This window comes from Nocardia sp. NPDC050710 (assembly GCF_040654375.1).
Classification (GTDB): Bacteria; Actinomycetota; Actinomycetes; order Mycobacteriales; family Mycobacteriaceae; genus Nocardia.
The window spans coordinates 79,844-102,854 of sequence record NZ_JBFAHV010000021.1 but is presented as its reverse complement, the minus strand read 5'-3'; the positions used below and the strand labels follow the sequence as shown (position 1 = coordinate 102,854).

Genomic DNA, 23,011 nt, shown 5'->3' with positions numbered 1-23,011 from the left:
TCTGTGGCGAGAAGAGTCAATTTATTGGCGAACTTGCCACTTCTGTGCGGCGGGAACGGTTTCTAACGTGGGTCGCATGCCTCTTCTGCACATCCGTACCTCGGCGGGAGCTTTCACCGCCGCCGCCATCGACGCGCTGGTGGCGCGGCTCACCGAAGCGAGCTGGCGCGCCGAATCCATCCCCGACACTCCCGAAGCGCGGCTGCGCTCGTTGGCCGTCCATGACGAAATCCGGACCGGTCGCATCTATTGCGGCGGACTCCCCGCCGACCAGATGGTTGCACTGGTGCTCGTGGAATTCACCGCCAGCGAGGGAGTTCTCGACCCTGTTCGCCGTGACAGGTTCGCCGCTGATCTCGAACGCGCCGCATGTGAGACCGCGACCGGTCTGGACGCAAGGCGGCTGGTCACCTCGGTGACCTTCAATGAAGTGCCGGAAGGCCGATGGGGGCGCGGCGGAAGGATCGTCCGGCTGCCGGAGATGGCGGCTGCGGCCGGCTTCGAGCATCTGAGCGAAATCGCCGCCCGATGAGCACAGAGACGAACCCGGGTACCCGGCTCGGCGCACTGACCGAGTGGCCCGCCGTCCGGCAGGCGCTGGATCTGCTCGCGACACCCGGCTCGCGTCATGCCATCCCGACCCCGGCCGCGATCATCGACCTCACCGCGCTGAACGGCAATCTCGCGCGAGCGGCCGAGACCTGCCGCGACACCGGTGTCACGCTGCGTCCGCACGCCAAGACCCATAAGTGTGCAGACCTCGCCCGCCTGCAACTTGCTGCGGGCGCGGTCGGCGTCTGCGTGGCCAAACTCGGCGAAGCCGAAGCCCTCTTCGACGCCGGAATCGACAACATCTTGGTGACCTCCCCGATTGTGGGGAGGTCGGTGGCGGCGCGTGCGGCCGACTTGGCGGTCGCGGGCGCGTCGGTCACCGTCACAGTCGACCACCCCGCTGGGGTCGCAGCGCTGGCGGCTATGGCCAGCACTCCCATTGACGTGCTGGTCGATGTCGATGTGGGTTTGGGCCGTACGGGTGTCCCGGATCCGGACGCCGCGCTGCGTGTGGCGACAGCCATTGCCGCCGCGCCACAGCTGACCATGCGCGGCGTCCAGGGATACGGCGGCCACTGGCAGCACATCGGTGACCCCGCCGACCGCCACGCCGCGGTCGCCGAGGGGATGCGGCGGCTCACCGCCGCGATCGAACTGCTCGACCGCCACGGCCACGACACGACCATCCGCACCGGCGGAGGTACCGGAACCTTCGAAGCCGACATCGCCCTCGGCGTTTTGACCGAGCTGCAGCCGGGCTCGTACGCCGTCATGGACGCCCAGTACCACCGAATAGACGGCTCCTGGGTCCACAGTCTGGAGCAAGCGCTATTCGTCGCTGCCACCGTCACCGGTGCGACGCAGCACTGGCTGACTGTCGACGCTGGCTTGAAAGCCTTCGCCACCGACGCAGGTACACCCGGCAGCGACATCGGCGCATACCTCTGGTACGGCGACGAACAGGGACTTCTGTTGACCGATGACCCCGACAGACCCGCCCTCGGGACTCACGTGGAGTTCATACCACCGCACTGTGACCCCACCATCGACCGCTACGACATCCTGCACGTGGTCGAGGGAGACACCCTTGTCGACCTCTGGCCGATACAGGCGCGCGGGCGATCCCAATAGCGGCACCGGAAGTGCTCCTTTCCGACGTCGAGAACGCGGGCAGCAGCGCCTGGGTAACCACATCGTCATGGGATGGCTGAACGCACCCCCGATATTCAAGGAGCAGATGCTGTGAGCCTCATCGTCGAACCGATGCGCGACCTCGGAATCACCAGGGTGTCGCGGTGGATCTTCAACTGCTACATCATCCACCAGGGCGATGGGGGCCCGGTCGTTGTCGACGCCGGACTGCCCGGCATCGACGACGATCTGGCGCCGATCCTTCGTGATTTGCCTGGATCGCTGCAAGCCGTCGTCGCCACCCATGCTCACAGTGATCACGTCGCGGGCGCACCGCAGTTGGCCCAACGCCACGGCGCACCGATCCACTTACCGGCACCGGCGCTGGCATATCTGGGCGGCGAGCCTCCCCGCACTCCGACACCTGCAAAGGTGGCCTCCATCTGGCCGGTACTGCCCGACCAGCCCTTCGATGTCCGCGGTGCGGTCGGTTTGCTGCGCGGAACTCACATGGCCGGGTTCGGTCTATCGGGCGGCATGCGCTGGTTTGGTCCTCGACCCGAATGGGGGCTCATCGACGGCCAGTCGCTGCCTGGAGCGCCAGCCTGGACGGTACTGAGCACGTCAGGACACACCGATGACAGCATCGCCTTCTGGAACGAGACAACGCGAACGCTGATCTCCGGAGACGCGGTCGTGTCGGCTCGCGGACGTGCCTGGCACACTCCGGAAGTCGTCGATACCGAAAAGGCACGCGCTACGGCGGCGCGCCTGCAGGGACTTCCTGTTGCGCATCTGCTGCCCGGGCACGGTCGGCCCGTGCACGCCGAGCCGGTATGGGAAAGGCTGCGAGAGTGACGCTGGGCTAGTAGCCGAGGGTGCCCGAATACGGCCGCGCCACGCACAGTGAGGCATCACCGTTTTTCGGGAACCGGTGTCGTCGAGCGCCCACGCCTCGGGGTCGATCGGCTCACACGCCTTGCTGGACAACACTTTCCGCTTATCCCGCTCGGAACGATCCGGGGCTTCGTCCGGTGGTGCGGCGAATCAACCGGTTGAGCGTCGAAGCGTCGGCCAAGCCCACGGATTGGGCGATATCGGCGACACTGCGCCACGGATCGCGCAATAGCTCGAGGGCGGACTCTACCTTGATCCGCTGGGCGAACTGGATCGGCGACAGACCTGTTGCAGCCTGAACCCGCCGGGCCAATGTCCTAGTCGAGAGATGGGTGGCCTCAGCCAGATCGGCAAGGCGGACAGGAGAATCGAGCCGATCGAGCACATAACGCTCTATCACGACCAAGTCGGGGTCGATCTCTCGGTAGACGGCGCTGCGCCGGAACGGGGCTTGCGACGCGCGCGGTGACGCGGCGGCTCGCGCGGCGACCGATTGCGCGATCTCGGCGCCGAAAACCTCGTCGATGATGGCGAACAGCAGGTCGAGATGCCCCATCACGGCACCTGCGGTCAGTACCGGACCGTCCTTGATCAGCATCTGGTCGGCGTCGACACGGCAGTCGGGGTAGCGGCGGGCGAACAATCCTGCCAGCCACCAGGTCGTCGTCACGGTTCGCCCGGCCAGACAGCCCGCCTCCGCCGCGACGAAGGTGCCGGTGCACGACGCGGCGACTCTGGACTCGGAGGCACTTGCCAGCCACTGGACAGCCGCCCGCACGTCGGTCTCCGCGAGGCGGCGCTCGATTTCCGCCGCTGCGGAGTTTCCGATGCCTGGGATGACCACCCACGGCCGGGCCGGACCCGTCTCGGCCAAGGGGATCGCGGGCACCGACATCCCGCCGCGCAATGTGAGCGTGCCGATGTCCCCGCCGACGACCCGCACGTCGACCTGTGGTGAGCCGGTGGAGTTGTGGCTGCGTGCGAATCCTTCGACCAAGTCGAGTGTCGTCGCCACACCGATAGGGCTGGCCCCTTGGAGCACCAGGACATCCATGGACAGCATATTGCGATTGTAGGCATTCATTTTGCTCGATCAGCCATGCACGAAAGGTGGTGACTTTTGGGATAGCGGGGGCGGTGGTTCCGTGCGTCCCAGGCGAATTCTCGGCGTGGAAAGTACCGCCCGACTTGTCCCAGGTAGAGCATGCGCCGGGAGTCGCTGCCGCCGACGAGCGGAAAGCAGGGCCCGGACAGCAGTTTCTCGAAGGTAGTGAACTTCTGCACCCAGGAGGTGCCTGCGGGCACTCGCAAGCGGGCTATCGCCTCTGACGTACGGGATCCGGCTCGCGATGGCGGGCACGTCGGTAGTGCCCACCGTTGTCGCTTGACACGCAAGATCGCGTGCTCGATTCAGCTGGACCGTGTGCAGGTCCACGTCCATGTCGGGTGGGCGCATTCGTTGTTGAGAGAGGCCGGGCGCACCCCGTACTCAGCTCGTTGAGCCCAATATCGACGGGACCTCGTGAATCGTTCCACCGTTTGCAGGAGTCGGTTATCGGTGGATGCAGGCTGCAGCGCATCCGGTCGGAACACCTCGGCGTCGAGGCGCGCTGGCGGTGAACATTCTGTTCACACTTCTCCGTTCGGCCCGAAATCGAAAGTTTTCCGACTTGTCCGGAAAGTCCCGCGCAGCCGCGTTTCACACATCTATAACAGGTTCCAATCCAAGACCCGATGAGGAGCCTACGTTGCGTGCTCGTTCTCATGAAATGCCTGTTGGTAGTCGGTCCGGCCGGGAGGTGAGCAGGCGCGGTTTTCTAGCTGCAACAGGTTGCACTGTTGCCGCCGCGCTGGTGGGGAGGTCCATGGCGCGGGCGACCGCGGCGCCGCTGGCGGATGGGGAGAAGGTTGCCGCGCTCGTCATCGGAAGCGGATACGGGGGATCGGTTGCCGCGCTGCGGCTTGCGCAGGCGGGCGTCGAGGTGACCGTGGTGGAGATGGGCATGTCGTGGACGACGCCCGGCTCCGACGGCAGGATCTTCTGTCCCGTACTGAAACCCGATGGGCGGTCCTACTGGCTGCGCGACCGCACCGATCAGCCGGTCGGCTACTTCGCGGGCAGCAGCTACAACAAGGACATCGAAAGGTACACGGGTGTCCTGGATTCCGAGCGGTTCAGTGGGATTCGCGTCTACCAGGGCCGGGGCGTCGGCGGTGGCTCGTTGGTCAATGGCGGTATGGCGGTGACGCCCAAGCGGGAGAACTTCGCGGCCATCCTGCCCTCGGTGAACAACGATGAGATGTACAACATCTACTACCCACGCGCCAATACCGGTCTCGGCGTGAACAATATCGACCAGACCTGGTTCGAGAGCGCGGAGTGCTACCAATTCGCGCGCGTGGGGCGCAAACATGCGGAACGCTCCGGCTTCGGCTGGACCTTCGTGCCGAATGTCTACGACTTCGAGTACATGAAGAAGGAGCAGGCCGATCAGGTCACCCGGTCGGCGCTGGCCGGTGAGGTCATCTACGGCAACAACCATGGCAAGCGGTCGCTGGACAAGACCTATCTGGCCGCGGCCACCGGGACCGGCAAGGTGCGGATCACGCCTATGCATACCGTCACCGCCGTATCGCCCGCGGAGGGCGGCTATCGGGTGGAGATGAACGAGATCAATACCAGCGGTGCTACCGTGGCGACCAAAGCCGTTGTGGCGCAGAAGGTATTCTTCGCGGCGGGTAGTGTCGGCACCTCGAAGCTGCTGGTGGCCATGAAGGCGCAGGGCAAACTGCCGGACCTGCCCGACGCCGTCGGCAAGAAGTGGGGCAATAACGGCAATGTGATGGTGGGCCGCGCCAATCACATGTGGGACGGCACCGGCGTACTGCAATCCAGCATGCCGTGCCTGGGTATCGACAACTGGGCCGATGCGGGCGGCCCGGCCTTCGCCGAGGTCGCGCCTTTCCCGGCGGGGCTGGAGACCTACGTCAGCCTATACCTGGCGATCACCAAGAACCCCAATCGCGGACAGTTCACCTTCGACTCCGGTACCGGCAAGGTCGATCTGAGCTGGCAGACCTCACAGAACCAGTACGCCATCGATGCCGCCAAGCGCATATTCGACAAGATCAACAAGAAGGAGGGGACGATCTACCGGACCGACCTCTTCGGCGTCTACAAGACCTGGGGCGACGACTTCACCTATCACCCGCTGGGTGGTTGCGTGCTCAATGAGGCGACCGACAATTACGGTCGACTCCCCGGCTACACCGGGCTGTACGTCATCGACGGCTCGCTGATCCCGGGCAATACCAGCGTCAATCCATTCGTCACCATTACAGCTCTGGCGGAACGCAATATCGCGAACATCGTCTCCGGCGATCTGTAACCTCGGCGTCGAATGTCAGGCCTCGTCGCCCCCCAGCCAGGCCGTATTGGCGACGAGGCCGACAAGGACCTTGGTCGGCGCCAGGCTCTCGTCCAGCCAGGTGCGGATCCGCTCCGCCTGTGCGGCCATGGTCGGTCGCGCCTCGGCTGCTGTTAAGATTTGCGCTCGATCGGCAACCAGGGGGAAGTCTGTGCGCGGCAGTTCATCGGGGAATTTCGGTGTCGGCCAACGGCGAATGTCGCGGCGAGTGGCGTATGCGCTGCCGGCTACGGTGGCCGCATCGCTGATCGCCACGGGATGCGGGTCCGCCGAACCCCGGAAAGCGCCTAAGCCGCCAGCGCCGGTGGCCACGACCGCGCTGCGGACCACTCAGTCGACACCGCCGACGACGCTCCCGCAGCCGACAGTGACCAAACCCCCGACCACAACGGAGCGCGGTGGTCTCGGTGGCGGATCCAATGGCGGCAGCGGCAGCTGAATCAGACCCAGGGTCTGTGGCACTCGTTTCGTAGCCATTGGTTGGTGGCGGCAACGCGGATGGTGGCCAGGTAGCGGATGGCGAGCTCATCGAAGCAGGTGTCGACGGCGCGGCGTTGAGGTTCGAGTGTCCGTGGCGATCGCAGCGGAAGCTCAGCGCGCGCACGAACCGGATGGTGAGCCCAGCGGCGGTGCGGTAGGGACGCCCGGGATCCTCGCCGATGTCGGTGCCGCGGTGACGCAGGTGACCGACGTTGGGCTCGTGGGGGGTGAGTCGTGGTGCGTACGATTGCTGATCACCCACCAGGCGATAGCGGCCACGACGACGAGGACGAGGATCGATGTCGATCCGGACCGGTTCCGGGTTCGTGGTTGCGAGGCCGGATTGATTCGAGTCGTGGCCAGCCGGGACGGTGCGGGTGTTGCTGTGGGCGTGGTGTGGAGCGCGGCTCGCGCCGCCGTGGCCAGGTCTCCGGCCGTGCGATAACGGTTGTCCGGGTTCTTCGCCATTCCCCGCTCGATGACCGCGTCGAATGTGGCAGGCACCGCTGCCGATGCGGACGGTCGTGGTGGTGGCGCGTTCAAGTGTGCGGTGATCTGCTGCTCGACGCTGTCACCGGGGAATGGTTGGGAGCCCGTCAAGCATTGGTACAGAACACAAGTCAGAGAGTACACATCCGAGCGGGCGTCGCAGGCGCCGTGCAGGAGCCGTTCCGGTGCGGTGTAGGCGAAACTGCCGATTGCCGCGCCGGTGGTGGTCAAGCTGGAGTCGCCGCTGCCGACGGCGATCCCGAAATCGATGAGGTACGCGAAATCGCCCGCGGTGACGAGGATGTTCGAGGGCTTCACATCGCGGTGCACGAGCCCGGCTCGATGCGCTGCATCGAGGGCCGAGCCGATCTGCCGGATGTACTCCACCGCAGTGTCTTTCGCTATCGGCCCGGTGCCGAGCAGTGCGCCGATGTCGCGACCCTCGACCAGCCGCATGTCCAGATAGAGGCGCCCGTCAATGTCACCGTAGTTGTGGATCGGGATGACATGCGGTTCGCTCAACCGCGCCGCAGCGTGCGCCTCCCGCCGGAACCGCTCGCGATATCTGGGGTCGTGCGCCAGATGTTGCGCCAGCACTTTGAGCGCCACCACCCGATCGGTCTCGGTGTCGTAGGCCCGATAGACCTGCCCCATTCCACCCGCACCGAGCAACTCGAGCAGCCGGTACCGCCCGAATGGAGTCCCATCCACCCTGTACGACTACCACATTTGAGCCCGGATCTCTGCCCGAATCATCCCTGTCGCAACAATGCTCGCGGACTTCGCCGGAAATTATCCGGCACCGCACCGAGTACGGCGTCAGGACGCCGGACGGCCGATGATGGAAGCGGCGGTGGACCCTACTGCGAGATAGCGTCATCGGCATAAGGGCCCCGCTCCGATCGATCGGTTCGGACGACCGCCGTGTGGGCAAGGCACGCACAGCCGATGCAGCTGGCGTTCAACCCATTCGGTGCCCGTCGTCCACGATGTACTCACCGCAGTCCGAATAAGCCCCGATCGGCGACGAAGTCGCTGGGTTGCCGATGTCGCAGCCGCGATCGCGCAGCTCGAGGAGGGACAATGCGACCGATCGGAGTCCGAGCCTCCGAGAGTCCGGCAATGCCATTAGCGGGCGCGCACTTTGTATGATCCGCCTGCGGCTTGGCCGCCACCGGACACGTGCGCTGAGCACTTGATACGACCGGCCATCCATGGTTCTCTCAGCTGGAAGGTCTCTACCCATTCTGCGGAGTCGTAACGTTCCACGCGGTGCGGGATGTGTGGACCTGAGCTGAACCTGAAGCGTTTGATCTTCCCGCTCCCTTCTACCCAAGCAGAGAGGTAGTCGATGGTTACCGCTGCACCGCCTACGTTGACCGCATACACGTAGATTCGCAGAGTATCGCCGCCTTCCCGATCCGCATGTACCGATGCTCGTAGTTTCGGGCGGGGCTTACCAAACCAGTGCGGCGATGATGCTCCCAAGTCCACCGAAGGCAGTGGACCCGAATTCGTCGGTCACACATATAGCGTCGCACCGCCGGTCTTGCTGCGGCAATGGCGGGCAAAGGCGCTGGAGCTCGGCGCGACCGCTGTGTTCGCCGACGCGGGCGAAGCCCTGGAGGCCATGACAGCGATGACGCACGAGCAGGGCGCCGATTCGGCGGTGATCACTCACGCCGGATCTGGTCACCAAGCAGATCGTCTTCGACGTCTTCGACGCGGTCGGCAAGGACGGTGTGGTCGTGGTGACCGGTCTGAACAAGTTGATGGAACCGACGATCGATCTGCCTGGATCGATCATGACCCTGTTCAAGAAGACCGTGAAAGGTTCACTGTTCGGCGACTGCAACCCGACCTACGACATTCCACGAATCCTCGATCTGTACATGGCCGGGAAATTCAAGCTGGATGAACTGCTCACACGCACCTACACCCTCGATCAGATCAACCTTGGCTACGACGATCTGCTGAGCGGGAAGAACATTCGAGGCGTCGTCGTCCACGAACACTGAGGACATCTTTTGATCTCGAAAGGGAGATAGCCATCGGCGCCGGTCCTACCAGGACCGGCGCCGGTTTTCGCCCGCGATTTTGCCGGGGCGTTGTCCAAAATCTGGACAGTTGATGGGCTCGGCGAGGCCATAACCTTCTTACCAAGGTGATCGGACTCGGCAATGGCGCCGAATTTCCCGGCAACGGTGCCGGGAGTGTCAGGAGGGCGACAGCCACCGAAAGCGTGCCGCATTCGGATAAGCAGCAGTCAGCCTCCTGACAACCCGAACGCCCGAACATATCCCAAACGAGGAGCACGGAATTGTCGGCAACCCTCGTCACCGAACCACCTGGAGCACTCGGACCGCCGATTGCGCACAGCGACAACGATCGACCGTCCTGTTCCACCCGAGAGAGAGGTTATCCGATATGACGTCTGCCGACGTCAGCTCGCGCACCGTCGACAGCGGCCGGTCCACGATCTCGCGTCGGGTACCACCGGCCGATCCGAATCGGTTTACACTCGACGACCTGCGCATCGCCGCTTATGCGCTGGGGTTTCCCAGTCATGGCCGGACAGCTGATCGAGGAAATCTCGATCGATGGGATGTGCGGCGTCTACTGAGGGCGACCTGAACCGTTCGGCGCGCTGGCCTACCACTTCGGCACGCACTGGTCCGCCCTGGTGAACCGGTCGGCTGGATTCCGTCCGCGTGCCTGCACGCGAGGACCGCCGATGTCGTAGCCGGATTCGACGCGCAGCTTCGCGTGGCCGAGGACGTCGACCTGATCTGGCGATTGGTCAGGTCCGGCTCGCACGTCCGGTACGACCCGACGATCGTCGTCCACCACGAATGCCGTGCCACCACCCGAGAATGGGCCGGCCGCAAGAGTTTCTACGGCACCGGCGCGGATCTGCTCGCACGACGCCACGGAACCGATGTCGCGCCCGCACGGTTCACACCGTGGAGTGCCGTAATCGTGCTGGCCATCGTGATTCAGCGTCGGTGGTCACTCCCGATCGCCGTGACGGTCGGTGCCGCTTGGACGCTACGCATCCACCGCAGGATCGCCCATCTCCAGAACCTATGCTCGGTCCACGGCTGGTACTGGCCGCCGCCGCTGCTTTCGGCCAGGCCGGCGCACTGCTGCTGCGGCATTGGTGGCCGCTCACCGCGTCGGCCTGTCCGATCTCGCGGCGTGCTCGGCGGGCGGCCACAGCAGCCGTAGTCGCCGACACCCTTGCGGGGTGGCGCCGGAGGCCGCCTGGGCTCGACCCGATTCGCTCGGCTGTTGCCCGGAGGATCGACGACGCGGCCTATGGCGCCGGAGTGTGGTTGCGCGCCGTGCGCGGGCCGATCTGCACGGGCGCTGCTTCCCGCCGCATCGAGCGGCAGGCGAGCAGCCCGATAGCCGTAGTCGATGTGATGCAGAACACAAGTTGGTGAGTATTCTTGAGTACGCAAATGAAGAACACCGCGTTGACCGCCGATGAATCCGATCCAGGGTCGGAGCATGTGACATTGGTGCGGCAACAAAATGTGAGGAGCAGGGTGTCGACAATTCCCGGCCCCGAAACCGGAGCGTCGATGACGCGGCCGGAAATCGAGCTGTCGTGGAAACGTTCGAAACTCAGCGGGGTGGAGCCCGAATTCGACGGATTCGCCGACCTACCCGTGGTCGAATTCGATCCCAGTAGCCGCCTGGTCGAAGCCGCGGCGCCAGTGCTGGACCGGATGACCGGCGCCCTCGCCGGTACCGGGTTCAGCCTCTTGCTCGCTGATCGTGACTGCCGTTTGGTGTATCGCTGGTTCGACGATCCACGATTCGAATCCGCGCTGGAGACGCTCGGCATCAGGGACGGTGCCAGTCTGACCGAGGAGACGATCGGAACCAACGCGTTGGGCACGGCGATCGAAACCCGTCAGGGGATCGTCGTCCACGGCGCCGAGCACTACATCGAACGGTTGAAGGCGTTCACCTGCTACGGGCATCCCATCCGACACCCGGTGACACGGCGGCTCGAGGGGGTCCTCGACATCACCGGCTCGTCCCCGGCGATGAACCCCCTGCTTGCGCCGTTCCTCGTGCGGGCCGCGGAGGACATCGAACAGCGATTGCTCGACCAGGCGAGGGCCTCGGAACGTGCGCTGCTCGCCGCCTTCCAATCGGTCTCACGACAGCGCCGCGCGGTCGCCGCCGTCGGTGACGACATCGTATTGAGCAACAAGTCGGCGCTCGATCTGCTGAGCCCGGCCGACTATGCCGTGCTGCGCATGCTGACCGACGATCTGGACCGCGGCGCCCGCAGCACCGATCTCACGCTCGACTCCGGCGTCGTGGTACGCGCTCATCTGGCACGCATCGCCGGGGCCGGCGGCGGCACCCTGTTCCATTTCGCACCGATCGAGTCGCGCAGCGCCCGCCCCGTGCGGCTCACACCGCGGCACGACATCGAGACCACGATGCGCACCGGGCCCGTGTTGATCGCGGGTGCGCGCGGCACCGGGCGCAGCACCGAGGCGCGCAGGCTCGCTCGCGAGGACATGGTGGAGTTCCGCAATAGCGCCGACATCGCCGTCGAGGGTGAGCAGCCGTGGGTAAAGCGACTACGCGAGCGGCTCGGCCAACCCATCGGCACGCTGTGCGTGGAGAACATCGACCTGCTGCCCGAACCGCCGGTGCGTATCCTCACCGACGCGATCTCCGCCGGGCACGGCCCACGGCTGATCCTCACGTCCTCGCCACTGTCGGAGCTGGGTGGCGCGCACGCCGCACTAGCCGCGGTCTGCCTGCATCGGGTGGAAATGCCGCCACTGCGCAACCGGGGCCCCGAACTAGCGGCGATCGCGGAACGCATTATCCGCGAACTGGATCCCACCGCACACATCCGACTGCTGCCGAGCGTGATCGAAGTCCTGGCCGCCCAGCCCTGGCCCGGCAATCTGCACGAACTCAAGGCTGTCCTGGCGCAGGTGGTGCAGCGCAGACACGAGGGTGACGTGACCGTCGGCGATCTTCCGGCGCCCTACCGCGTGGCTTCGCGTGTGCGGCGCCTGTCCGGCCGGGAACGTGCGGAACTCGACGCCATTATCGAGGCCCTGCGCCGCCACAAAGGAAACAAATTGAAGGCTGCACGAGACCTTGGAATAAGCCGCACCACTTTGTATGCCCGCCTCAAGGCATTGCGCGTCACCGACGGCGGATTGTCCATTTCCTGAACACTTCACAGCGGCCCGCAGTCCCTAGCGTTGGTGTTGTCCACACCACAGCGAACAGCACAACGTTCAGGAGGCATCAGGATGACCGCGGTAGCAGAGGTCCAACCGCAACCCCGAGTGCGAGAGTTCCTCTCCGGCACCAAGAAGCTGCTCATCAACGGCGGGTGGGTCGATGCCGGATCGGGGCGTACCTTCGCCACCTATGACCCCGCTACGGGGGACAAGCTCGCCGACGTGGCGCACGGCGAGGCGGCCGACATCGATGCCGCGGTGCGCGCGGCCCGGGCCGCGTTCGACGGCCCGTGGTCGAGGCTGAAGTCCAATCAGCGCGAACGACTGATCTGGCGGATCGGTGATCTGCTGTCGGAACGCGCCGAGGTATTCGGTCAGCTCGAATCGCTCGACAACGGCAAGTCCGCGACTATCGCCCAGATGGTCGACACCGAGTGGGCGGCGGATGTGTTTCGTTACTACGCCGGCTGGGCGACCAAGATCGAGGGATCGACGGTGAACGTTTCGATGCCGTTCGCTCCGGACACGGATTTCCACGCCTACACCCTGCGCGAGCCGGTTGGTGTGTGCGGCCAGATCGTGCCCTGGAACTTCCCGCTTCTGATGACCGCATGGAAGATCGCGCCCGCTCTCGCCGCCGGCAACACCGTAGTGCTCAAGCCGGCCGAACAGACTCCCCTCACAGCGCTGTTGCTCGGCGAACTCTTCGAGGAGGCCGGATTCCCGCCGGGTGTGGTCAATATCGTTACCGGCTACGGTGACGCCGGTGCTGCACTGACCGCCCACCCCGATGTCGACAAGGTGGCATTCACCGGCTCGACCGAGGTGGGCAAGCTCGTCGTCGACGCCGCGAAAGGCAACCTCAAGAAGGTGTCGCTCGAACTCGGCGGTAAGAGTCCGAATATCGTCTTCGCCGACGCGGACCTGGATCTCGCCGTCACCGGCTCGGTCAACGCCTGGCTGTTCAATCACGGGCAGTGCTGTGTGGCCGGAACCCGGATGTTCGTCGAGGAATCGATTTTCGAACAGTTCACCCAGGCGGTCGCCGACGCGGCAGCTCAGGTCAAGATCGGCGCCGGTCTCGATCCGGCCACCCAGCTCGGGCCGCTGATCTCCCAGGAGCAGTTCGACCGCGTCACCGGCTACATTGAGGCCGGCCTTCGCGACGGCGCCCGGGCTCTCACCGGCGGCCGCCGCCACGGCGACACCGGATTTTTCGTCGAGCCAACGGTTTTCGTCGACGTGCGGCCGTCATGGTCCATCGTGCGTGAGGAGATCTTCGGCCCGGTTGTCGCCGCGATCCCGTTCAGCTCCGAGGACGACCTGGTCACCGCCGCCAACGACTCGGAATACGGACTGGCGGCGGGCATCTGGACCCGCGACCTGTCCAAGGCGCACCGCGTGGCCAAGCGGCTGAAGGCAGGCTCGGTCTGGGTCAATCAGTACAACGGCTTCGACACCGCCCTGCCCTTCGGTGGGTACAAGCAGTCCGGGTGGGGACGTGAACTCGGCGCGGCCGCCATCGATCTGTATACGCAGACGAAGGCCGTGAACATTGCCCTATGAGTGACAGCATGGACGGGCGGAATTCCGCTCCGCCCGTCCTATCAGAACACCCCGGTCCGCGACTGTCGAGGCAAATCCGGCGCATCCGCATCGTGTCCGGCGCCTTGACGTTGAACTACCGGGCATCGGCGGAACAAGCGCGGAATGTCGCCGACCTGCTCGCCGGCAATCACACGAGCCAGGACATGGTGATCACTGTCGATGACCGAGTGGACCCGGATCTGCCACCGCTGCCGTGCGGCGAGCTGTGGGACTAGTACTGCGGTTGAACACGCAACCGTGACGCGGTGAACAATGGGGGATATGGGTTGCCGGGCCCCGCACCGGTGCGCGAGCTGCGGGGTAAGAATTCCCCGCGACGCCCATTCTCGGCGCCGCGGGTGCGTTGGTGTCGGGCCTGCGCGCGACGGCCGCTGTCTTCACCGATCTCGATGTCCATGACCGGGAAGAAGGGTGATCGAGCATGCGGTGTGTGGTTTTCGGCGCGACCGGCTACATCGGCGGACGCTTGGTGCCCGAGCTGGCGCAGGCCGGTCATCGGGTCCGGGCGGTCGCCCGGACACCGGCGAAATTGGCGGAGGCGCCGTGGCGGGATCGGGTCGAGGTGGTCCGCGGCGATGTCACCGATGACGACGAGGTGCGCGCCGCTGTCGCCGACCAGGAGGTCGTCTACTACCTGGTGCACTCGTTGACCCGCCGCGACTTCGGCGACATCGACCAGCACGCCGCGCGGGTCGTCGCGGCCGCGGCGACCTCGGCCGGGGTCAGGCGCATCGTCTATCTCGGCGGCATCATCCCGGAACACACAGAGCTCTCGCGCCACCTCGGCTCCCGGGCCGAGGTCGGAGAAATCCTGCGGGCATCCGGGGTCCCCACCGCGGAATTGCGCGCGGCAGTCATCATCGGATCCGGCTCGGCCAGTTTCGAGATGCTGCGCTATCTGTGCGAACGCCTGCCGGTGATGATCACCCCGCGATGGGTGCGCAACCGCATCCAACCCATCGCCGTGCGCGACGTCCTGTACTACCTGCTGCGGGCCGCCGAACTGCCCGCCGATGTCAACCGCCCGTTCGATATCGGCGGCCCCGACGTCCTGACCTACCTGACCATGATGCGCAAATACGCGGTGGTCGCCGGACTGACTCGTCGGGTGGTGCTGCCGGTCCCGGTGCTCACGCCATGGCTGTCGGCGCAATGGGTCAACCTGGTGACCCCGGTGCCGCGCGCCCTGGCGGTCCCGCTCATCGAATCTCTCGTCCACGAAGTCGTATGCGGCGACCACGACATCGCCGCCTACATCCCCGACCCCGCCGACGGCCTCACCCGATGCGAACGTGCCATGGAACTTGCACTGACCCGCATCCGCAATGCCGAGGTGCCGACCCGCTGGTCGGACGCCAGCACACCCGGCGCGCCCTCGGATCCGCTGCCCACCGACCCGGCCTGGTCCGGCGGCTCACTCTACGAGGACCTCCGCGAGCGCCACACCCACGCTGACCCCGACACCCTGTGGGCGGTCATCGAATCCATCGGCGGCGAAAACGGCTGGTACTCGTTTCCGCTTGCCTGGTCGCTGCGTGGCTGGATCGACCGGGTCACCGGCGGGGTCGGTTTACGTCGCGGCCGCAAAGACCCACACCGCCTGCACCCCGGCGAAGCCCTGGACTGGTGGCGCGTTGAACACATCGACCGTCCCCACCTGCTGCGGCTTCGCGCCGAAATGCAGGTCCCGGGACTGGCATGGCTCGAACTCGGTGTCGAGCCCGACCTCGGCGGGGGTTCCCGCTATCGGCAACGCGCCATCTTCCAACCGCACGGACTTGCCGGGCACCTCTATTGGAAGGCGATCACACCGTTTCACGACGCCGTGTTCGGCGGCATGGTCCGCAACATCACCGGAACCGCCGAACATACCCCCGCCGCGGGCGCGCCTTCATCGAGCTGAAGATTCGACGACCATCCAAGGAGCTTCTCGGCTCGCGACCTGCTGGCGAGCCCGGTCCTGTGGAAACCGCCCGAAAGTGCCCAGGCTTTTCAGCGTGCAGGCACTTCCCGGCGTTCCGTGGTGGGCGGGTCAGAGATCAATGAGATCGGTTGCGAGACTGGTCAATTCGTTCTTGTAGGCCGAAATGACGCCGACCATCGAGGCGGATTGGGATTCCTGTGTCTTGATGATGGTTTCGAGGACCAGCACCTTCCGCCGAAGTTTCGCGATCATCTGCGCCTGATCGCTGATCGTCGTCGCTTGGTCGCGGATGACCGCCGCCGCACTGTCACCGGCGGCGGGCGCGTTCCCGTCGGCCAGTACGACCGGATTCGAATACCTCACCAGGTCCCCGGTTCCGGTCGGCACCAAACCCACTTCCTTCTCGGGCTCGAGAGCTGAGTCATCTTCGGCGACTGCTGCTACTTCACTCTCGGCGGGATCGGCCTCGTCGTCGGCCATGTGCTCGACCTCTCCGACAGCTTCGCCCTCGACTACCTTCTCGCTTTCCAGAATCGCTACCTCTGCCACGGCCACCGGCTCGTCCTCCGGCTCCGACGTGTCCTCAACCGCGAGCACTTCCTCAACTGCCGCTGGCACTTCGGCCACTTCCGCCTCGGAGGGCTCGGCCTCATCCACTTCTTCAGCTACGTCGATCACACTCACCTCGGCCACGGTCTCGTCCGCAGCGAACGTCTCGCTGTCGGCAGCCTCCACCTCGGCGACTGCTTCGGTCTCGACGTCTTCCGCGCCGTCGGCTGTTGCTTCTTCCTCGGCGACGACCGCCTCCACAACCACTACGGCCGCCGACTCGGCCTCGGCCAGTTCGCCTTCGGTCCCGACCTGCTCCTCGTCGAGCATCGACTCGGCTTCGATGACCTGCTCACCCTCGGCGACGGGTGACTCGGCCGCCGCCGCTACGGCCTCGGCCACCTCCTCGTCTTCAGCGGTTTCCTCGCTGTCGGCGGCCTCTACCTCCGCGACTGGTTCGGTCTCGATGTCTTCCGCGCCGTCGGCTGTTGCTTCTTCCTCTGCGACGACCGCCTCCACAACCATTACCGCCGACTCCGACTCTGCCTCTGCCAGCTCGACTTCGGTCCCGACCTGCTCCTCGTCGAGCACCGACTCGGCTTCGATGACCTGCTCACCCTCGGCGACGGGTGACTCGGCCGCCGCCGCTACGGCCTCGGCCACCTCCTCGTCTTCAGCGGTTCCCTCGGTTTCGGCGGTCTCCACCTCGGTGACCGCTTCGGTCTCGGCATCTTCCACGGCTTCAGCTGCTGCTTGGTCGGCGACAACCTCTATGCTCACCACCGCGGACTCAGCAGCGGTTTCGGTCTCGGCCAGTTCGGCTTCGGTCACCACCTGCTCCTCGTCAATCACGGACTCGGCTTCGGCGACCTCTTCACTTTCGGCAATAGGCGGCTCCGTCATCTCTGCCTCAGTCGCTGGCCCCTCCTCCGAAGCCTCCTCGACCGCAGGCGCTTCCACGGCGGTCGCCTCTGCTTCGACCACTTCCAACTCGAGAGGCTGGGTCTGACCTTCTTCTTCAGCAACGGCATCCACCTGGGCCTCGGTCTCGTCCACAGCGGGCGCCTCGCTTTCAGCAGCCACCTCGGCAATAGGTGGCTCCGCCGCCGCTTCCTCGACCTCAGCTGCTTCGACCTCGGCGGCGACCGGATTGCCCACTTCTGCGACGACATCCACCTCGACCGATGTATCGGACTCGACGTCCGAACCGTCTTCAGCTACCGCCTCCGCATCCGAGGCGCCGTCCGTGCCCGCCTCCTCGTCGGCGACCACCCCGGAATCGCTTTCGCCGACATCGCCGTCTTCAATGATCTCGACTGCGGCCTCGGCCTCGGCTTCACCCTCGCCTCCAGTAGCCACTACCTCCGATTCCTCGGCGGCCTCTTCGATCTCAACAGCCGACCCGGCTTCCGACACCTCACCTTCGGCTGCCGTTTCTGCTTCAGCGTCGACGCCAACATCACCGGCGTCCTCCGCCGCAACCTCGGTCTCAGCAGCAGCTCCGCCCTCCGCAGCCACCACCTCCGATTCTTCGGCCGCGTCCACAATCTCGACCGCGGTTTCGGCGTCGACAGCCGACTCGGCTTGCGGCACTTCACCTTCGCCCGCAGGCTCGGCATCGGCGGCTGCCGCCTCCCGCTCGGCTATGTCCTCTTCTACCTCGGCCTCAGCGACAGTTGCTTCGACAGCCGACTCCTCTGCGGCGGACTCACCCTCGACTGCCGTGGCTTCGGCCTCGGCAACCGGCTCATTCTCGGCAACCGCGGATACAGTTGCCTCGGGCGCCACGTCTACGGCTTCCTCTCCACCTTCGGCGACGGCCTCATCCTCGGCCACCGCTTCCGAAACCTCCTTCGCTGCCTCACCTTCAGCAACCGTCATGTCTTCCTCAGCTGCCGGTTCACCCTCAGCTGCCACCGCGTCGCCCGCTGCGACAGACGCTTCGACCTCGGCCGCGGTGGCGATCTCCTGCTCGGCTACCGCCTCCTCGCCTGCGGTAGCTGTCGTCGTCTCCTCGGCGGCGGCCGCGTCGTCCGTGATCGTCGCCCGGTCGTCGGGAGTTGTCATATCTGCCTGGCCTTTCGAAAGGTTGTGATCGATCCCCGGCTCGGCATCCCGGCGGGGATGCTTTCGCACGTAGTCAAGGTCGTCGCTGTCCGAATCCCGCGGTGCCGGTGTGTAATTCAGCGGAAACGCGTGGACATCGGTCGGTGTCTGGGAGCCCTGATCACCAACCGCCGGCTCGTCTCGAGCGGCTTCACCCGGTCGCGGCACTCCACGAAGGCGCTGCGCGGCCCATCGCACGAGACTCCGCATCCCGAACCCGCCGCCGAGCACGCGCCTCTCCAACGAAACCATGACTGCAACACCACATCCCAGGTCTCCAACCAGCCCGAACGTCGGTACTGTAGCGGTCGTGGACGAAGTCGGCGAGACAAACGACGAATGCTTCAGACAGTCGTGACCAGCTCGAGATCCGACGCGACGGCGTAGCGCGGAATCGTGTGGACTGTGCAGATGTAAACCGTTGCAGGCTTGTGTAATCCGATTCGGCGTGTCGGTAGATGGTGTTGTGATAGGTGCCCGGCCACCGCGAGGACGGTTCGGGCGAGTTCTGGCGGTTACGTCCTTCACCGGCCCGGTAGTCGGCCCCGTTTCAGAGCTGCCTAGAACTCGCTGTCATCGGGCAGTTCCGGGTGGTGGGCGTAGATGACACCGGGCTGATCGGCGTAGAAGCTGCGGGCGCGTTCGACCGAACGGGCAGCGCTGCCTGTTCGAGACCAAGGACGCGTGGCGAAGAATTCGCGGTGCTGCGGCTGGCTAGGGCAGTGCGCCTGGTTTGGTACACGTGAATTGCATGACGTCGATGTGGCCGCGGCGGGTGTGGTCGGCGCATCCGGTGAGGTATCGAATGTAGGCGTCGTAGACGCCGGGTCCGGTGATCTCGATGGCGCGGTCGCGGTGTTTGTGCAGAGCATCGGCCCAGTGGTCGAGGGTGGTGGCGTAGTGCGGTCCCAGGGTTTGGACCTGGGTGATGGTGAACCCGGCGTCTTCGGCGTATGCGGTGACTCCTTTGGGGTCGCGTCCGGTGGGTAGCGGGAGCCGCTCGCCGGCGAAGATTGTTTCGGACAGGAACCGCATGAATGCGTTATCGACGCTGGTGAGTTGGACCCCGTTGGTGCGTAGGTGATCGGGGCTGTAGCCGACGATGGTTTGTAGTAGCAGCACTCCGTCATCAGGTGTGGTCTGGTAGGCGAAATCGAAGAAATCGCCGTACCGCTCTTCGTGGAAGTGCTCGAAGGCGTCGATGCACACGATGCGGTCGGCGTGGCCGTGGAACTCTTCCCATCCTTGCAGCCATATCCGGCCGCAGGGCTGGCCTCTGATCAGCCGGTCGGCGAGCAGGTCGCGCACGTACCGGTACTGGCTGCGGCTGACGGTCAACCCGATCGCGTCGATCCCGGCGTCCATCGCACGCAGCACGACCGAGCCCCACCCGCAGCCGACATCGAGCAAGGTCATACCCGGCCGTAGGTCGCATTTGCTCAATGCGAGGTCGATCTTGGCCAGTTGGGCTTCCTCGAGGGTGTCGTCGGGATGGGCCCAGAACGCGCAACTGTAGGTCCGCGTGGGATCCAGGAACAGGGAGAAGAACTCATCCCACGGATCCTCGGAGTAGTCGTCGTCGGATCGGACCGTATGGGAGGTGATGTGACCAGTCATGACTGCAGGTCTTTCGCACAAGCCGAGTGATGCTGTTCAACAATGCGGTCGAAATCTCGACCGCCGTGGGGAGGATGGGCGGCTACCTCCTCGCGGCGTCGGCCGACCAACGGCCGCGCACTGCTTTTACGGTACTGCTATTGGCCCTCCGGTGGGACCAGGAAGTCCGGAGGTCCGCGGTGACTTCTTCGAAACCCCTGACCTCGGCCGAGATGGAGTCGGCCGCGACCCGCTCGGCGCAGCGCGGCAAATCGTCTCTCGACAGCGGATTCGGTTAGCGCACTTTATCGAGGCGGTCCCGCTCGGGATTGGATTTGGTCATGGCGGCCAGGGTGAGGATGGTGCGGCGTCGGCTGGCCAGGCGCTGTGCGAGCAGCGCTATCTTGTTCACGCGGCCGACGACCGCGCTGGGTGGTGGGTTGCGCCGGTCCAAGGCTCGCAGGGCGGTGTCGACGACCTCGCGTGCGGACTGCAACCTCATGCTGCCCGCGGCGTCGGTGGTGCCGACTACGTCGAAGAATTCGGTGTCGGTGGCGCCCGGCGACAGCGCGAGCACCCGAAGTCCCGTTCCGAGCGATTCCTGCCACAGCGCCTCGGTGAACGACAAAACGAACGCCTTCGCCGCGCCGTAGACGGCCATGTTCGGGGTGGGCTGGTATGCGGCCATGCTCGCGACATTGATCAGGAATCCGGTGCCGGCAGCCCGCAGGTCGCCGATGAAGGCCCGGGTGAGATCGACGACCGCGGAGACATCGACCGCGATCTCGTCGGCGAGGCGCTGTGGTTGCTCGGTGTGGAAGGGTCCGAAGGTGCCGAATCCGGCGCAGTTGACCAGACTGGTCACCGTGATGTCCAGGTCGCGGACCTGTTGAGCCACCGCGGTTCCCGCGCCTCGGGAGCTCAGATCGGCCGGAACGGCCGTGACTTTGATGCCGTGTGCCGCCTCGAGTTCAGCGGCGAGATTCTCCAGGCGTTGGGCTCGGCGTGCGACGAGCACGAGATCCGAGCCGCGGGCGGCGAGCGCACGCGCGAACTCGGCCCCGATTCCCGCGCTCGCACCGGTCAGCAAGGTGGTTTGGTTGCGATAGTCGACACGACTCATATCTGCCACTGTATGACATGATGTCAGTTAGTGACAAGAGTTCATGAGATGACACTTAGTCATTGCCTGTAGGATTCCGGCATGGGACGCGAGGGCACGCTGCGCGAGCGCAACCGGCAGAACGCCTACGCCGAGATCGGCGACACCGCCATGCGGCTGTTCATGAAGCAGGGTTTCGAGCAGACCACCATCGAGCAGATCGCCGCCGCCGTCGGAATCTCGACGCGGACCTTCTTCCGCTACTTCGCCACGAAAGAAGACATCGTGGTCGGCGATCTGATGGCGTTGGGTGAAGTGGTCCAGGCGGCATTGCGGGCGCGTCCGGTCGAGGAAGGGCCGTGGGAGGCGATGACAGCTGCCCTCGCCGCTTTGACCGACGCTCCGCACAAGCCGCGCCGCGCACTGGAGACCGCGCTGCTGACCACTGCCAATCCGGCACTGCGCGCCCGTCATCTGGAAAAACATCTGCGCTGGCAGGAACTGCTCGTCCCCGAGATCGAACGGCGCATGGGTGTTGAACCCGGACCGGTGCCCGACCCACGAGCCCACGCCATCGTCGGCGCCTGCCTCGCCTGCCTCGACACGGCCATGGAAATCTGGGCCAAGCGCGACGGGGAAGGCACCCTCGAAGAAATCTACCTCGAAGCACTGACCGCTATCCGAACCTGAACACCCGCCACAACGGCATTGACAAATATCTCTGCCGCCGCATACCGCGCTGCCTGAATTGGCCACGGTGCGAATGTTGGTGGACCAGCCGATCGTGGTGATCCGAATCGTGGGTCGCTGCCGTGAGGGGCGAGGGATGCCAAGGTGCTGCGTCGTCAGTTGGGCGGATAACGGTCGGTTGTCGCTGTTCGGGATTGATCGGCTTGTGCGGCAATCAGTTTCGCGACCTGGCGCGGCTGCAATTCGGTGGTATCGATGACGTGGGCTTCCCTGCGGTGCCAGGAACGGGCGGCGTTGTAGTCGTCGAGGTGCTCGAGGCGCCATGTCGAGTTCGGTGTGGTGGGGTCGGTTTCGATGCGGCGGAGCAGTTCGTCGCGTTCGGCGTGGAGAACGAAGTGATGCACTGGGATGCTCGCGGTTTCGAGTCCGGAGCGGATCTCCTGCCAGTATTGGTGGACGAGAACGGACTGGGGAATGACCAAGGCGCCGCCGACGTAGTCGAGGATCTGTGTGGCCGCGGCCACGACCAGTCCGCGCCAGGGCTGCCAATCCTGGAAGTCCCGGACGATTTCGGTGCCGAGGACGTGGCGGAGCATGATCCCGACTTCCTCGGTGTCGAAGATCCGCGATCCGGGTAGCAGGGTAGTCAATTCTGTTGCGGTGGTTGTCTTTCCGGCGCCGAAAGTCCCGTTCAGCCAGATGATCATGGGGTCGAGGGTACCGGGGGCGGGTCGGCGGGTGGATCCGCGCTGGTCCATGACGTAGTTCCGAACGGATTCGTAGGTGACGGCGGCGTGGTGGTGATCCAGCAGGATTTCGCGGACGCTTGCGGCCAGGTCGACGACGAGGAATGCGTCGATGTGGGCGGCGAGTCCGCCGAGGCTGGGTCGTCCGCGCGCAGGGTATTTCCTGCGGCGTGAACCGACGTCGACGGGTGTTGTGAAACACTGCTGTGATAGCCAGGCATTCGCTACGATTCTGGTAGTCCCGGTGAATCGGAATGCTCATCGACGGCTCGATCGTCCGTGTAGCCGCCGTTGGTTGTACACCGGACAGGGAGTCCCGGGCTTGGAGAACCGACCCCCTTGTCCCTGTACCAACACCATCAGCCTGGCAAAGGGAGCCAGAATGAAGCGAACCGACGCAACAGCCCCCGCATTCGAGCTTCTGTCCTACGTCCACGCGGCGGGCTTCGCCTGACATCGGGCCGACGCCCGCGACGCCACGC

18 protein-coding genes and 1 pseudogene are annotated in these 23,011 nt (G+C 65.2%); 12 read left to right on the top strand and 7 right to left on the bottom strand.

The genetic code is table 11. The features are described from left to right. The first annotated feature begins 76 nt into the window (after window positions 1–76). From AB0H61_RS29200 to AB0H61_RS29190, 3 genes are all read left to right on the top strand, one after another. A complete protein-coding gene (locus AB0H61_RS29200) occupies window positions 77–532 on the top strand; it encodes a hypothetical protein (protein ID WP_357310669.1) in 456 nt (151 codons plus the stop codon). Beyond that, a complete protein-coding gene (locus AB0H61_RS29195; RefSeq protein WP_357310667.1) occupies window positions 529–1,683 on the top strand; it encodes an alanine racemase in 1,155 nt (384 codons plus the stop codon). Before AB0H61_RS29200 ends, AB0H61_RS29195 begins: the two co-directional genes overlap by 4 nt. A 111-nt stretch (window positions 1,684–1,794) precedes the next feature. Beyond that, entirely contained in the window at window positions 1,795–2,541 is a 747-nt protein-coding gene (locus tag AB0H61_RS29190; RefSeq protein ID WP_357310665.1) for an MBL fold metallo-hydrolase, read from the top strand. A gap of 142 nt (window positions 2,542–2,683) precedes the next feature. Here AB0H61_RS29190 and AB0H61_RS29185 read toward each other — a convergent pair whose 3' ends face one another. Beyond that, window positions 2,684–3,643 (bottom strand): helix-turn-helix domain-containing protein, encoded by a 960-nt coding sequence (locus tag AB0H61_RS29185; RefSeq protein ID WP_357310663.1) that lies wholly within the window; start codon window positions 3,641–3,643, stop codon window positions 2,684–2,686. Window positions 3,644–4,445: 802 nt separating this feature from the next. Here AB0H61_RS29185 and AB0H61_RS29180 point away from each other — a divergent pair. Continuing rightward, entirely contained in the window at window positions 4,446–5,969 is a 1,524-nt protein-coding gene (locus AB0H61_RS29180) for a GMC oxidoreductase (protein WP_357310661.1), read from the top strand. A gap of 15 nt (window positions 5,970–5,984) precedes the next feature. Here AB0H61_RS29180 and AB0H61_RS29175 read toward each other — a convergent pair whose 3' ends face one another. Continuing rightward, on the bottom strand, window positions 5,985–6,263 hold the full coding sequence (locus tag AB0H61_RS29175; RefSeq protein WP_357310659.1) for a hypothetical protein: 279 nt from the start codon (window positions 6,261–6,263) through the stop codon (window positions 5,985–5,987). A 624-nt stretch (window positions 6,264–6,887) separates the two neighbouring features. Then, window positions 6,888–7,688, bottom strand: a pseudogene (locus tag AB0H61_RS29170) (serine/threonine-protein kinase); the annotation flags it as partial. A 1,037-nt stretch (window positions 7,689–8,725) separates the two neighbouring features. Here AB0H61_RS29170 and AB0H61_RS29165 point away from each other — a divergent pair. The 6 genes from AB0H61_RS29165 to AB0H61_RS29140 all read left to right on the top strand — a co-directional run bounded on the left by AB0H61_RS29165 (window position 8,726) and on the right by AB0H61_RS29140 (window position 15,719). Beyond that, entirely contained in the window at window positions 8,726–8,995 is a 270-nt protein-coding gene (locus AB0H61_RS29165; protein ID WP_357310657.1) for a hypothetical protein, read from the top strand. 527 nt (window positions 8,996–9,522) lie between these two features. Continuing rightward, entirely contained in the window at window positions 9,523–9,600 is a 78-nt protein-coding gene (gene mftA / locus AB0H61_RS29160; RefSeq protein WP_357310797.1) for a mycofactocin precursor MftA, read from the top strand. Between the two features lie 964 nt (window positions 9,601–10,564). Next, entirely contained in the window at window positions 10,565–12,196 is a 1,632-nt protein-coding gene (locus tag AB0H61_RS29155) for a helix-turn-helix domain-containing protein (RefSeq protein ID WP_357310655.1), read from the top strand. An 81-nt stretch (window positions 12,197–12,277) separates the two neighbouring features. Next, window positions 12,278–13,774 carry an aldehyde dehydrogenase family protein gene (locus tag AB0H61_RS29150; RefSeq protein WP_357310653.1) on the top strand — a complete coding sequence of 499 codons (1,497 nt, stop codon included), beginning with the start codon at window positions 12,278–12,280 and terminating at the stop codon, window positions 13,772–13,774. Then, complete coding sequence (locus AB0H61_RS29145) at window positions 13,771–14,031, top strand: hypothetical protein (protein WP_357310651.1); 261 nt, start codon at window positions 13,771–13,773, stop codon at window positions 14,029–14,031. Before AB0H61_RS29150 ends, AB0H61_RS29145 begins: the two co-directional genes overlap by 4 nt. A gap of 206 nt (window positions 14,032–14,237) precedes the next feature. Next, complete coding sequence (locus tag AB0H61_RS29140) at window positions 14,238–15,719, top strand: SDR family oxidoreductase (protein WP_357310649.1); 1,482 nt, start codon at window positions 14,238–14,240, stop codon at window positions 15,717–15,719. A 129-nt stretch (window positions 15,720–15,848) separates the two neighbouring features. On the opposite strand, the gene AB0H61_RS29135 is transcribed toward AB0H61_RS29140, so the two are convergent. The 3 genes from AB0H61_RS29135 to AB0H61_RS29125 form a co-directional block, all read right to left on the bottom strand. Continuing rightward, complete coding sequence (locus AB0H61_RS29135; RefSeq protein ID WP_357310647.1) at window positions 15,849–18,356, bottom strand: hypothetical protein; 2,508 nt, start codon at window positions 18,354–18,356, stop codon at window positions 15,849–15,851. Between the two features lie 753 nt (window positions 18,357–19,109). Next, the gene (locus tag AB0H61_RS29130) at window positions 19,110–20,012 is read right to left on the bottom strand and encodes a class I SAM-dependent methyltransferase (RefSeq protein ID WP_357310645.1); all 903 of its coding nucleotides are present in this window, start codon (window positions 20,010–20,012) and stop codon (window positions 19,110–19,112) included. Between the two features lie 274 nt (window positions 20,013–20,286). After that, window positions 20,287–21,114, bottom strand: coding sequence for an SDR family oxidoreductase (locus AB0H61_RS29125; protein ID WP_357310643.1), 828 nt, complete (start codon window positions 21,112–21,114; stop codon window positions 20,287–20,289). A gap of 81 nt (window positions 21,115–21,195) precedes the next feature. Here AB0H61_RS29125 and AB0H61_RS29120 point away from each other — a divergent pair, with 81 nt between their 5' ends. Further along, window positions 21,196–21,783, top strand: coding sequence for a TetR family transcriptional regulator (locus tag AB0H61_RS29120; RefSeq protein WP_357310641.1), 588 nt, complete (start codon window positions 21,196–21,198; stop codon window positions 21,781–21,783). 155 nt (window positions 21,784–21,938) lie between these two features. On the opposite strand, the gene AB0H61_RS29115 is transcribed toward AB0H61_RS29120, so the two are convergent. Further along, window positions 21,939–22,490 carry an AAA family ATPase gene (locus tag AB0H61_RS29115; protein WP_357310639.1) on the bottom strand — a complete coding sequence of 184 codons (552 nt, stop codon included), beginning with the start codon at window positions 22,488–22,490 and terminating at the stop codon, window positions 21,939–21,941. 87 nt (window positions 22,491–22,577) lie between these two features. On the opposite strand from AB0H61_RS29115, the gene AB0H61_RS29110 reads away from it, so the two are divergent. Continuing rightward, window positions 22,578–22,703: a hypothetical protein gene (locus AB0H61_RS29110; protein WP_357310637.1), complete on the top strand. Its 126-nt coding sequence runs from the start codon at window positions 22,578–22,580 to the stop codon at window positions 22,701–22,703. Window positions 22,704–23,011: the final 308 nt, after the last annotated feature.

What these genes read in the sequence shown, in the direction of transcription:
- AB0H61_RS29125 (WP_357310643.1), bottom strand. Translation starts at nt 21,114, where the DNA reads ATGAGTCGTGTCGACTATCGCAACCAAACCACCTTGCTGACCGGTGCG.
- AB0H61_RS29130 (WP_357310645.1), bottom strand. Translation starts at nt 20,012, where the DNA reads ATGACTGGTCACATCACCTCCCATACGGTCCGATCCGACGACGACTAC.
- mftA (WP_357310797.1), top strand. Translation starts at nt 9,523, where the DNA reads ATGCGCTGGGGTTTCCCAGTCATGGCCGGACAGCTGATCGAGGAAATC.
- AB0H61_RS29145 (WP_357310651.1), top strand. Translation starts at nt 13,771, where the DNA reads ATGAGTGACAGCATGGACGGGCGGAATTCCGCTCCGCCCGTCCTATCA.
- AB0H61_RS29155 (WP_357310655.1), top strand. Translation starts at nt 10,565, where the DNA reads ATGACGCGGCCGGAAATCGAGCTGTCGTGGAAACGTTCGAAACTCAGC.
- AB0H61_RS29150 (WP_357310653.1), top strand. Translation starts at nt 12,278, where the DNA reads ATGACCGCGGTAGCAGAGGTCCAACCGCAACCCCGAGTGCGAGAGTTC.
- AB0H61_RS29135 (WP_357310647.1), bottom strand. Translation starts at nt 18,356, where the DNA reads ATGACAACTCCCGACGACCGGGCGACGATCACGGACGACGCGGCCGCC.
- AB0H61_RS29195 (WP_357310667.1), top strand. Translation starts at nt 529, where the DNA reads ATGAGCACAGAGACGAACCCGGGTACCCGGCTCGGCGCACTGACCGAG.
- AB0H61_RS29115 (WP_357310639.1), bottom strand. Translation starts at nt 22,490, where the DNA reads ATGATCATCTGGCTGAACGGGACTTTCGGCGCCGGAAAGACAACCACC.
- AB0H61_RS29180 (WP_357310661.1), top strand. Translation starts at nt 4,446, where the DNA reads ATGGCGCGGGCGACCGCGGCGCCGCTGGCGGATGGGGAGAAGGTTGCC.
- AB0H61_RS29200 (WP_357310669.1), top strand. Translation starts at nt 77, where the DNA reads ATGCCTCTTCTGCACATCCGTACCTCGGCGGGAGCTTTCACCGCCGCC.
- AB0H61_RS29185 (WP_357310663.1), bottom strand. Translation starts at nt 3,643, where the DNA reads ATGCTGTCCATGGATGTCCTGGTGCTCCAAGGGGCCAGCCCTATCGGT.
- AB0H61_RS29140 (WP_357310649.1), top strand. Translation starts at nt 14,238, where the DNA reads ATGCGGTGTGTGGTTTTCGGCGCGACCGGCTACATCGGCGGACGCTTG.
- AB0H61_RS29120 (WP_357310641.1), top strand. Translation starts at nt 21,196, where the DNA reads ATGGGACGCGAGGGCACGCTGCGCGAGCGCAACCGGCAGAACGCCTAC.